Source organism: Hallella mizrahii, assembly GCF_009695775.1.
In the GTDB taxonomy this organism is placed as follows: Bacteria; Bacteroidota; Bacteroidia; order Bacteroidales; family Bacteroidaceae; genus Prevotella; species Prevotella mizrahii.
On the sequence record NZ_VUNG01000011.1, the window covers coordinates 74,613 to 87,347 of the forward strand.

General features: G+C 55.3%; 6 protein-coding genes. All 6 read left to right on the plus strand.

All coding sequences use genetic code 11. From position 1 onward, the window contains the following. The first annotated feature begins 124 nt into the window (after window positions 1–124). The 6 genes from FYJ73_RS06235 to FYJ73_RS06260 all read left to right on the plus strand — a co-directional run bounded on the left by FYJ73_RS06235 (window position 125) and on the right by FYJ73_RS06260 (window position 12,588). Window positions 125–2,293, plus strand: coding sequence for an alpha-galactosidase (locus tag FYJ73_RS06235; RefSeq protein ID WP_419471132.1), 2,169 nt, complete (start codon window positions 125–127; stop codon window positions 2,291–2,293). A 329-nt stretch (window positions 2,294–2,622) separates the two neighbouring features. Then, on the plus strand, window positions 2,623–4,023 hold the full coding sequence (locus tag FYJ73_RS06240) for an SGNH/GDSL hydrolase family protein (RefSeq protein ID WP_235899255.1): 1,401 nt from the start codon (window positions 2,623–2,625) through the stop codon (window positions 4,021–4,023). A gap of 181 nt (window positions 4,024–4,204) precedes the next feature. Next, entirely contained in the window at window positions 4,205–6,664 is a 2,460-nt protein-coding gene (locus FYJ73_RS06245; protein ID WP_154533850.1) for a glycoside hydrolase family 2 TIM barrel-domain containing protein, read from the plus strand. 252 nt (window positions 6,665–6,916) lie between these two features. Further along, window positions 6,917–9,775: a DEAD/DEAH box helicase family protein gene (locus FYJ73_RS06250; protein WP_154533851.1), complete on the plus strand. Its 2,859-nt coding sequence runs from the start codon at window positions 6,917–6,919 to the stop codon at window positions 9,773–9,775. 2 nt (window positions 9,776–9,777) lie between these two features. Next, window positions 9,778–11,799, plus strand: a complete 2,022-nt coding sequence (locus FYJ73_RS06255) for a site-specific DNA-methyltransferase (RefSeq protein ID WP_154533852.1) — start codon at window positions 9,778–9,780, stop codon at window positions 11,797–11,799. 54 nt (window positions 11,800–11,853) lie between these two features. Beyond that, window positions 11,854–12,588 carry a sulfite exporter TauE/SafE family protein gene (locus FYJ73_RS06260; RefSeq protein ID WP_154533853.1) on the plus strand — a complete coding sequence of 245 codons (735 nt, stop codon included), beginning with the start codon at window positions 11,854–11,856 and terminating at the stop codon, window positions 12,586–12,588. Window positions 12,589–12,735: the final 147 nt, after the last annotated feature.

Genomic DNA, 12,735 nt, shown 5'->3' on the forward strand with positions numbered 1-12,735 from the left:
TTTTTTTAAAAAAAGCGCAACATCATACTGTTTTTTTCCTTACCTTTGCAATATGGTGTATGCGTTTGCCTATCACCAAGCCAATTATTTAAATCTATTATTATATATGAACTATCGAAAACTAATGCTCTCTTTGGCACTGTGCCTGCCTTTGTCGGCACTGGCCAAACAAATCCTCGTGCAGTCGCCCCATCTCTCTCTCGTGCTCAACGCCGACGAGGGCAGGCAACCGGAATATGTCTACTTTGGTTCAAAACTCTCCGGCGCAGACTTGCAGACACTGCAACGTCCACAGGGCGGGCGCATGAATGCCTATCCCGCCTATGGCATGGACTGTCCCGACCCGGCTGCCTTTGCCTGCCGCCACGCCGACGGCAACCTCTCGACACAACTCGTCGTCACAGGATCCGACGTGAAAGGCAACGTCACGACCATCCATCTCAAGGATCCCGTATACAATCTCTTTGTCGACCTGAAATACCGCACCTACAGCGATGTGGATATGATCGAGGCTTGGACTGAGATCACAAATAAGGAGAAAGGCACGGTGACGCTCACCTCTTTCGCCTCCGCCATGCTGCCCATCCGCCGTGGCAATGTGTGGATCAGCCATATCAGTGGAGCCTGGGGCAACGAGGCCAACGTCACCGATGAGCCTCTCTCCGCCGGCGAACTGACGCTGCGCAACCACAACGGCGTGCACAATGCGCAAGGACAGCACGCTGAGGTGATGTTCTCCCTCGACGGCAAAGGCAAGGAAAACAGTGGCGACGTCATCGGCGCCGCCCTCTGCTACAGTGGCTGCTACAAGCTCAAGACAGTCACCGACGACAGTGAGTACCACTATTTCTTTGCCGGCATCGACGAGCAGAACTCGGAATACCATCTGCGCCGCGGCGAGACCTTCGTCACCCCGCCCGTGGCTTTCACCTTCTCCAAGGAAGGCAAGTCAGGCGTCAGCCGCAACTACCACCACTGGGGCCGCGAGTATATGCTTGCCCACGGCAACAAGGAGCGCATGATCCTGCTCAACAGTTGGGAAGGTGTCTACATGGACATCAACGAGAAGGGTATGGACCAGATGATGGGCGACATCGCCGGCATGGGCGGTGAGCTCTTTGTCATGGACGACGGATGGTTCGGTGAGAAATATCCGCGTAAGACCGACAACGCCGCTCTCGGCGACTGGGTGGTGGACAAAAACAAGCTGCCCAACGGCATCGACGGTCTCCTTGCCGACGCTAAGAAGCATGGCGTGAAGTTCGGAATATGGATAGAACCCGAGATGACCAACACCAAGAGCGAACTCTATGAGAAGCATCCCGACTGGATCATCAAGGCTCCGGGACGCGATCCTGTCCTCGGACGTGGCGGCACGCAGCTCGTTCTCGACATGAGCAACCCGAAGGTGCAGGACTTTGTCTTCTCTGTCGTCGACAATCTGATGACGAAACATCCCGGCATCGCCTACATTAAGTGGGACGCCAACATGGACATCATGAACCACGGCTCGCAGTATCTCTCGATGAACGACCAGAGCCATCTCTATATCGACTACTACCGTGGCTTCGCCAAGACGCTTGACCGCATCCGCGCCAAATATCCCGACCTGATCATCCAGGACTGCGCCAGCGGTGGAGGACGCGTCAACTGGGGCACACTGCCTTGGTTTGATGAGTTCTGGACCAGCGACGACACCGATGCCCTGCAGCGCATCTACATACAGTGGGGTACGAGCTACTTCTTCCCGGCCATGGCGATGGCCTGCCACATCTCGGCATCGCCCAACCACCAGACCGGACGTATCATCCCGCTGAAATACCGCATCGACGTGGCCATGAGCGGACGACTGGGCATGGAGATCCAGCCAAAGAACATGACCGAGGCAGAGAAGACGCTCTGTCGCAACGCCATCGCGGAGTACAAGCAGATCCGTCCCATCGTGCAGATGGGCAACCTCTACCGCCTGCAGAGTCCCTATGACAAGCAGGGAGTGGCCAGTCTGATGTATGTCAGTGACAGCAAGGATAAGGCTGTGTGGTACTGGTGGAAGACCGAGACATTCGTAAACCAGCACCTGCCGCGCGTGCGTATGGCTGGTCTCGACCCCGCCAAGCGCTACAAGGTGCACGAGCTCAACCGCATCGACAACACACCGCTCGACTGTGAGGGCAAGAGCTACTCCGGCGCATACCTCATGGAGCACGGACTCGACATGCCTTATTCTCATAACGTCAACTGGAACGAGCGTACCAGCTGGGCCAGCCGTGTACTGTATCTCACAGCAGAATAGGAGCCTCACCCCCTCACCCCTCTCCAGCCTCACCCCCTCACCCCTCTCCCAAGGAGAGGGGAGAAATTACCGACAAGAATCGGAATGGGGTGAGACATTGAGGTGATACTTATCTCCGTCTTTCTCCCCTTGAAGCTAATCACTCCCCCTCTCCAGCCTCACCCCCTCACCCCTCTCCAAAGGAGAGGGGAGGAATTACTGACAAGAGTCGGAATGGGGTGGGACGTAGAGGTGATACTTATCTCCGTCATCCTCCCCTTGAAGGTAATCACTCCCCTCTCCTTGGGAGAGGGGTTGGGGGTGAGGCTGTTCTTTAACTACCAAAAACCATGATCAACAAACTATTCTTCAGTATTGTCACCTTATTATTATTGGTGACCACTCCCCTCCTCGCTGACCAGCGGTGGGAAGGAACGTGGGCTACCGCACCGGAGTTTACCGGTCCGAGCGACATGCCCAAGACAAGTCTCTCTAACCGTGCGGCGCGCCAGATCATCCACGTCTCGATGGGCGGTGCCACGCTGCGCATGCAGCTCAGCAACCATTTCGGCAACGGACCCGTGGACATCACCGCCGTGTATGTCGCCGACCCTGCCGACACGCCTCAAGGCAAAATCCTGAAACAGGAAACCAACGTCCTGCCCTGCAACGCTCGCATCAACGCCAAGACGGTGCGCTACCTGACTTTCAACCATCGGCGAAGCCTCACGCTCGATGCCGGCAAGGACATCTATTCCGACCCATTCGGCTATCAGCTGCGCCCCGGACAGCGTCTCGCCGTCACCGTGGTCTATGGCAAGCGCACGCCTGAGCACGCTACTTCTCACCGCGGCAGCCGCACCACCACGTATATCATCGCCGGAAAGGGCGCACCAAAGGCTGACTTCAGTAAGGGCGAGAAGGCTGACCACTGGTACAACATCACCCGACTGGAAGTGCTCAGCAACACCCCGCACGAGGTCATCGCCGTGCTCGGAAACTCCATCACCGACGGACGCGGCTCGACGACAAACTTGCAAAACCGCTGGACAGACTTCTTCTCCGACGCGCTCAACGGCATCGCAACCTGCTGCGAAAGCATGCAATGCGACAAAAAGCAGGGGGCTGCAAAGTCCTGCGAAGAAAAGAGCTGCGACAAGAAACAAGAGGCCGCGATGAACTGCGAAGACAAGAGCTGCGACAAAAAGCAAGAGTCCGCAAAGTGCTGCAAGAGCACAGCCGACTGCTGTCAGAAAGGCTTTGGCGTGCTCAACCTCGGCATCGGCGGCAACTGCGTCGTGCGCGGCGGACTGAGCGAACCGGCGCTCAAGCGCTTCGACCGCGACATTCTCTCCCAACCAAATGTCTCGAAGCTCATCATCTTCGAGGGTACCAACGACATCGGCTGCTGTGGCGGCAACTACGAAAAAATGGCGCAGGAGATCATTGATGCCTATCAGACGCTGATCAGTAAAGCCCACGCCAAAGGCATCAAAGTCTACGGTGCGACGATCACGCCGACGAAAGGCAACGGCTGGTTCTCTTATTTCCATGAGGCCATGCGGCAGACCGTCAACGAGTGGATCCGCAAGCCAGGCCATTTCGACGGGCTGATCGACTTCGATGCCCTCGCCCGTGACCCTGCTGATCCTCAGCAACTGCGCGCCGACTATTCCGACGACTGGCTCCACCTCAACCCGAAGGGCTACGCTGCAATGGGGAATTATGCGGCAAAGATGCTTGGAAACTAAACACAGCCTCACCCCCAACCCCTCTCCAAAGGAGAGGGGAGTAATTACCGCCAAGGGGTGGGCCTTCGGCAACCGCCTGCGTCGACGCTCCGTTCTGTTCGTCTGGTTATAACCAGGTGCGCCCCTTTGTCTCATCCCAGGGCACCCTCTCTTCCCGTCTCTCATAAACAAAAAAAACTCCATGACCCACCGCATCTCCCTTCTGCTCTTCACCCTTCTCCTTCCTCTCCTCGCGTCTCTCCCCTCATCTGCCCGCGAGACGCTCACCTTCGACTGCGGCTGGCTGTTCTGTCTCGGCGACACCTCAGCCATGGCGCGTCCCGACTATGCCGACACGTCGTGGCGACAGCTCAACCTGCCCCACGACTGGGCCATAGAGGGTGACTTCAGTGTCGACAATCCAAGCGGTGCAGGTGGCGGCGCACTGCCCGGCGGCATCGGCTGGTATCGCAAACACTTCACCGTACCTGCCTCGCTCGGCAACGACGACCGTCTTTTCATCACCTTCGACGGCGTGTATATGAACAGCTCGGTGTATATCAACGGACACCTGCTCGGCACACGCCCCTACGGCTATAGCTCATTTCAATACGACCTCACGCCTTATCTCCGCCGCGGTGCTGACAACGTCATCGCCGTACGCGTCGACAACAGCGACCAGCCCAACTCGCGCTGGTATTCGGGCTGCGGCATCTACCGCAACGTGTGGCTCACCACCACCGCACCGCTGCACATCGCCAACTGGGGCGTCTACGTCATGCCAACAACCAAGAACGGACGCACATGGACTGTTCCCGTATCCGTCACCCTCGCCGACGACAACCACGAGGGACAGCACCCGATGGTGCGCAACACGCTCTTTGATAGCAACGGCAAGATCGTCGCGCAGATTGCCAACGGCAGCACCGGGCAGCAGATGACGGTGCGCAACCCACGCCTGTGGAGCCCCGATGCACCGAACGTCTACACCTTGCTCACCGAGATCGTCATCGCTGGCAAGACCGTAGACGCCGTGCGCACGACAACGGCCTTCCGCACGTTCCGCTTCGATGCCAAGACGGGTTTCTGGCTCAACGGCAAGAATATGAAACTCAACGGTGTCTGTGACCACCACGACCTTGGCTGCTTAGGCGCAGCCCTCGACAACGACGCGCTCCGACGCCAACTGGTGAAGCTCAAGGACATGGGCGTCAACGCCATCCGATGCAGCCATAATCCACCCGCACCCGAACTACTGAACATGGCCGACACGATGGGGTTCATCGTCATGGATGAGGCTTTCGACATGTGGAGGCGCCGCAAGACAAAGAACGACTACGCCCGTTTCTTCGAGAAATGGCACCAGCGCGACCTCACCGACATGCTGCTTCGTGACCGCAACCATCCGTCGATACTCATCTGGAGCATTGGCAACGAGGTGCTCGAGCAGTGGTCGTCGGCCAGTGCCGACGCTTTGACGCTGGAGCAAGCCAACCTGATTCTCAACGCAGGCCACGATGCCTCGGCACTCGCCCATGGCAAGGAGTTCTCCCCCAACGCTCTGCTCACCATCCATCTCGCCGACATCGTCAGAAGTCTCGACAAGAGCCGCCCGATCACCGCGGGATGCAACGAGCCTTCGCCCGACAACCATCTCTTCAAGTCCGGCGCCTTGGATATCATCGGTTTTAACTATCATGAACAGTATATCAAGGATGTGCCGAAGAACTTTCCCGGCAAGCCTTTCCTCATGACCGAGAGTGTCTCGGCCCTGCAGACGCGCGGCTACTACCGCATGCCTTCCGACAGCGACTACGTAGCACCGGAACGATGGGACAAGACCTACACCAATCCCACAATGATGTGCTCGGCCTATGACAACAGCCACGTGCCATGGGGCACCACACACGAGGGTACCTGGGACATCGTCAAGCACACGCCCTACTGCGCCGGACAGTTTATCTGGACCGGCTGGGACTACATCGGCGAGCCCACTCCCTATGGCTATCCGGCCCGCAGCAGCTATTTCGGCATCATCGACCTGGCAGGTTTCCCGAAGGACGCCTATTATATGTATCAGAGTGAATGGACCGCCAAGCCCGTGCTCCATCTGTTTCCTCACTGGAACTGGCTGCCGGGACAGACCGTCGACCTGTGGTGCTACTACAACAACGCCGATGAGGTGGAGCTCTTTGTCAACGGCAAGAGCCAGGGCATCCGTCGCAAGGCCGACAGCCACCAGTATCATGTGATGTGGCGCGTGGCCTTCGAGCCCGGCGAGATCACTGCCGTGGCACGCCAGCACGGCAAGGAGGTGCGCCGGCAGACAATCCGCACCGCCGGCCCCGCCACGTCAATACGCTTGACCTGCGACTACCGTGGTGAGACAACCACGTTTGTCAATGCTGAAGTCACAGACGAGCACGGCACGCTCTGCCCCGACGCGCGCAACCACATCTACTTCACGGCGGACAATGCCGACATCGTCGGCGTGGACAACGGATCACCGTTCTCCACCGAGCGCTTCAAGGCCAGCGACCGTCTCGCCTTCTTCGGCAAGTGCCTCGTCGTGGTGCGCGTCAAGGACAAGACCAAGCCCGTCGTCGTCCATGCCCAGGCCACCGACCTGCAACCGACATCGCTGACGATACAGACAAAGTAAAAAGGTAAAGAGTCTTTTAGACAGAAAGACATACGAACCATATATCATATAAGACAGAGTAACAGAATAACAGAGGTTTGTTGAGTCCACTTTAGAAGGACATAACCATGTCTTTCTAAAGTGGACTCATTATTATATATATGTCACACCGCTGAGCGTTAAATTATAAATATGTGTGTAGCCTTATCACAGCTGATCCAAAATAATTTTGTATTTTTGCATCATCAATGATCAGTTACCGCAAAGGCAAATATGTTTTATAAGCTCATAGAGAAGAAAAGAGACCTCTGGCTGGCGTCAGACGAGTGTACTGTGAAGTCACTCATCCACTATATCGAGCATCGGGGCATGATGCGTGACGCACAGATAGAAGCCATCAAGACCTACCTGTATCTGAAGATAGCCTGTCAGAACAAGCCATTGTGGCAGCTCTTCGTCGAGGGGAAATTCAACGACACCAATGTCGGTGAGGAGGAACTCACCGATACCACGCGCCAAGTTTTCGCCACCACTCCTGCTGCCGTGGCCCTTTTCCAATATTCCCGACTGAGAGACAAGAAGGGCAAGCAACTCTCGCCCGGACTCGAAAAACTGATCCGACACCATGCCGCCGAGATCGACTACGAGGCGGCTTTCAAAAAGATCTTCTATGGAGTCAGCTACACCGACTATGTCTTCAGTCTCCCTATGGGTGCGGGCAAGACTTTCTTAATGGCTGCTTTCATCTGCCTCGACCTTCACTTTGCCCGGAACGAGGAAAACAACCCCGCCTTCGCCCACAACTTCATGATTCTGGCACCGTCGGGCCTGAAGTCGTCGATCGTGCCAAGTCTCAAGCATATCCAGGAGTTCGATCCTTCATGGGTCATCCCGGAGCCATCCGCCACGGAGGTGGCCCGGCTTATTAAGTTCGAAGTTCTCGACGAGCAAAAGAGTGCAGGCAAGAGCAATAAGGTCAAGAACCCTAATGCGCAGAAGATCAACAACCACCAGCCCCTGGACGATCTCATGGGGCTCGTGGCCATCACCAATGCCGAGAAAGTCATCCTCGACCGTCTCACCGACGACAAAGACCCAACACTCTTCAGCAAAGAAGAGTTGAAGAAGATAGAGCAAGCCAACGAGTTGCGCAACATCATCGGGCGGCTGCCCCACCTCTCCATCTTCATCGACGAGGTGCACCATGCCGCTGACGGGGAGATTAAGCTCAGGCAGGTGGTCAACAAATGGACTGCCAACCAGACCTTCAACGCTGTGTTGGGTTTCTCGGGCACGCCCTATCTTGAAAAGACCGAGGCGATGACGCTCTTCGGCGACTTCGCCATCCGCAACACTGACCTCTCCAATGTGGTGTATTACTATCCGCTCATCGAGGGCGTGGGCAACTTCCTCAAGGTGCCCGAGGTGAAGTTCACCGACAACGACCGGGCGGTGATCATCGACAATGGCGTGAGAGAGTTCCTCGACAAGTATCGCCACACAACTTACGCCAACGGCACTTGCGCCAAGCTGGCCATCTATTGCAGTCAGATAGAGACTCTTGAGGAGGATATCTACCCACAGGTGGCAGAGATCGTTGCCGACTATGGCATGAACCCTACCGACGTGATACTGAAATACCATGGCGGCAACAAACAGTATCCACAGGCCGAGGGAGCTGCCGCAGCCTTTGCCTCGCTCGACACGTCACTCTCTCATATCAAAATCATCCTGCTCGTACAGATCGGTAAGGAGGGATGGGACTGCAAGAGTCTCACCGGCGTGATACTGCCACAAAAAGGGGCCTGTCCCACCAACATGGTGCTGCAGACCAGTTGCCGCTGTCTCCGACAGGTCGTACGACACGAGCACGAGACAGCACTCATCTGGCTCAACGCGTTCAATGCCGAGAAGCTCAACCGACAACTCCTTCAGCAGCAGAACATCACTTTGCAGGAGTTTGGCAACAAACCCAAGCCAGACGTACCGCTCATCGACCGCTATTCACGCATGGAAAAACTGCGTGTGCCCGACATCGACTTCTATCAGCTCAAGGTGAGCTATGAGACACTTGTCATCGATGACGCCACCCATCCCGCCGAACGTCTGAGCGATGAGCGGCTGCTCGTCAGCCGCCCCGTGAGCCTCATCCACCGTCAAGACTTAGAGGGCAGGCTGCTCGACACCTACGAGCAGGAGGACGAGACCATCCACCGTGTGACTTATCATTGGTGGCTGCAACGGATTGCCAAGGAGAGCTTCGGCACGCTCAGCGTGGCTATGTTGCGCACCTGTGATGAGCAACTAAAAAGAATCTTCTCAAAGACCACCAAGCTCAAAGACGGCTACACCGTGGAAGACACCGCCTACGACCAGGCACGCATCCGCTCGCTCATCCGCCAGGCCTTCGCGCCCATCCGCGACTTCCGTGTCCGTGAGGAACTGCTGCCCTGTCAGGCCAGTCTGTTGAAGATAGAGAAGCTCACCTCGCCGGTGGAAGACAGCGAGAAATTCTATCCACCGCAGCAGGATGTGCACGACATCATCGACTTGGACCAGCGACCTCCACAGAAAGAGATCAGCGAGAAGGAAAAGGACATGCTGGAGAAGCTAAGACTCAAGGGCTTCGATGTCTCAAAGATTCTGCCACAAGAAGATCCGCATCCCGAGCGCACGCAGACCTATCACTATCTGCCCTACCGTTTTGACAGCAACCTGGAGCGTGACTTCCTCACCAAGGAGCTTCTCCCCATCATCCACGACCAGCAACTCGAAGCCTATTTCAACGGCGACGAGACGCTCACGCAGTTCGTCATCAACTGCTATCAGCAAAAAGGCGGCACATGGCGCTATGCCGGACGCTACGTCCCTGACTTCCTACTGCTCAGCCGCAAGGCCGACGGCTCCATCGACCGCGTGGTCATCATCGAGACCAAGGGCGAAGGCTTCGCCGCAAAGTTCGCCGACAGGCTCCGATTTATGCAGACGGAGTTCATTAGGCAAAACAACGAGAAGTTTGGCTACCGCCGCTTCGACTTCCTCTATCTTGAGGACACGCTCACCGCAGAACAACGGCGGCAGAAGACACTGCAAAAGATCAACGATTTCTTTAACAACCCAACAAGCAAATAACTATGGCTGTCAGATATATCCCCTATTTCCCCAATACCCTCGAGGGTCAGGCACTGCTCGACAACTTTGTGCGCACCAAGCGTGTGCTTCGCTACCGCGACAACGACCGCGTCGTGGAAAATATCAAGCGCGGCATGCCCTACTACGAGGTGGAGCCTGTCGAAGAGGTGGGCGACAATCCTCAACACAATATGGTGCTGCGCGGCGAGTGCCTCTCGGCTTGCGCCTATCTCAAGGACAAGGGCATCAAGGTGGACCTCGTATATATCGATCCGCCCTTTGCCAGCGGTGCCGACTATGCCAAGAAGGTGTATGTGCGCAACAACCCGAAGGTCGCTGCCACCATTGCGCAGGCAGAGAAGGAACTCGACAACGAGGAGCTGCGCACCTTCGACGAGAAGATGTATGGCGACATCTGGGACAAAGAGCGCTATCTCAACTGGATGTACGAGAACCTCATGGCTATCAAGTCCGTCATGAGCGACAACGCAAGCATCTATGTGCACCTCGACTACCACATCGGACACTATGTCAAAATCCTCATGGATGAGATCTTCGGGGAGGATAACTTTGTTAACGAGATAATTTGGCAAAGGGTCTATTCTCATAATGATGCAAATAGATACGGGCAAATCCATGATACCATCTTCTATTATTGCATGAATAATGAAGACTATACTTGGCATACCCAATATGTGCCTTATGATGAGAAGTATCTTAAGATGTATTCAATGGATGATGGTGATGGAAGAAAGTATAAAGTAGAGAATACTATGGGACCTGGAGGAAGAGGTTCTACCTATGAATGGAATGGAATTACTCGTACTTGGAGATATTCTCAAAAAACAATGGAAGAATTAGAAAAAAAAGGATTACTCTATCATACGAGTTCTGGATTCCCGAAGAAGAAGGTTTATTTAGACGAAATGCCTGGTAAGCCTTTACAGTCAATATGGACTGATATCAATGTTATAGCTGGTCAAGCCAAAGAACTTGTCGACTACGCCACCCAAAAGCCGGAGGCTCTTTTGGAGCGCATCATCAAAGCCAGCAGTGATGAGGGCATGGTAGTGGCCGACTTCTTTGGAGGCAGTGGTGTGACGGCGGCGGTGGCCAACCGGCTTGGACGGCGCTTTGTCACCAGCGACATCAACCTCAACAGCATCCAGACGATTCGTGACCGTCTCATTGGCGGAAAGGCCGAGTTTGAGATCTTGGAGGTTAAGGACGGCGTGTCGCTCTTCCGTAACCCCGTGCAGACCATGGATAAACTGAAGAAGATGATCCCCGGCCTGTGCGACAACGAGGAGAAGTTTGACAAAATCTGGGCGGGCAGCATCGTCAGCACGCAATACGGCGTCATGCCTGTGTATCTGCCCAACCTGCTCGACAGCAGCTCGCGGCTCCTCGACAAGCCGATGATCAACCGCATCATACGCGAAGCACTCCCCGACCTGCCCGCTGACATCCGTCGCGTCATCGTTTACTACATCGACATCACCGACCGCAACGACATTGAGCAGTTTATCAAAGAGCAGAACGATCAGACGACCATCGAGATAGAGCTCCGTGACCTCAAGCAGTTCCTCGACGACATCGTGGTGGAGGACGACGCTGAGTGGGAGGTTAGCGAGACCCACGACGCGCTCTTCTCGGGATGGAAGGTTACCATCAACAGTTTCCACAGTGACCGTGTGCTGAAAAAAATAGAGGAAGTCAACCTCAAAGGACGGCAGCAAGTGCTCCAGCAGAAAACCAAAGGCAAGGAGAAGAAGTTCGTGCCAATCACCATCAGCGATGAGGGACTGGAGACCATAGAGTGGATCAGCCTCGACTGTGAGAATGCCGAGAAAAACCAGCCATGGCACAGCGACGTGGAGATCAAACGCGATCACTTGGGGCGTGTCTGCCTCAACGGCAAGAAAACGGATGAGTTTTGGGACGGCTCCATACGCTGTGACAAGAAACCACTGCGGATGAAGATCCGAAATATCTGTGGCGACGAAACCGTGTGGACGCTATAACCTCTTCCTGCACCATCCCTTTCGGGCAGGCCCCAGCCTTTCTAAATCATTTTCATGATGACCGTCATTGTTTCCATCTTCCTGCTGAGCATCGTTGCGAGCCTCATTCAACGCACGACGGGCTTTGGCTTTGGCATCTTCATCATGACGATGCTGCCTTTTCTCATGCCCTCGTATGCCGAGGCTACCACACTTACGGGATTGCTGGCCATGAGCAACTCCATCTATATCGCCATCCGCATGCACCGCTATGTACAGTGGCGGCGCGTCGTGCCGATACTCTGTGCCTTCGTTGTTGTCTCCACGCTGTCGATCTCTTGCTTGAAGAAGATCGATGACATGGTGCTGCGCGATGTGCTTGGCGTGGTGCTCATCCTGTTCAGCATCTACTTTTGGTTTTTCAACAAGAAGATACGGCTGCGGCCTACCTTGCCCACACAGATCGGCACCGGCGTGCTCAGCGGACTGATGGGTGGCTTCTTCAACATGCAGGGACCGCCTGCCGTGCTTTATTTCATCTCCACCGCAAAGGACAAAAACCAGTATATGGCACTGGCCCAGGTCTATATGCTCAGCGGTAATATCATCATGGCACTCGTGCGCACCTACAATGGCTTCATGACCTCCACCGTGGGCCTCGACTACCTCTATGGCATTGGCGGCGTGGCCATCGGCACGACACTCGGTGGCTATCTCTTCCGACATCTCTCCAACGGCATCTTCAGATATGTCGTCTACACCTACATCGGTATCAGCGGACTCGTCATCCTGTTCACGGCGGCAAGATGAAGCATTACTGTTGGGAAAACTTTCTGTGTGGTGATGTCTGTACTAATAAACGTTAAGACTATTGATAGCCTTCTCATAGTCCCTCCATTTTATGTCCGAGGTATACTGTGCGGCCGTCCTGATTAGATGATCAAACAAGTCGTACTT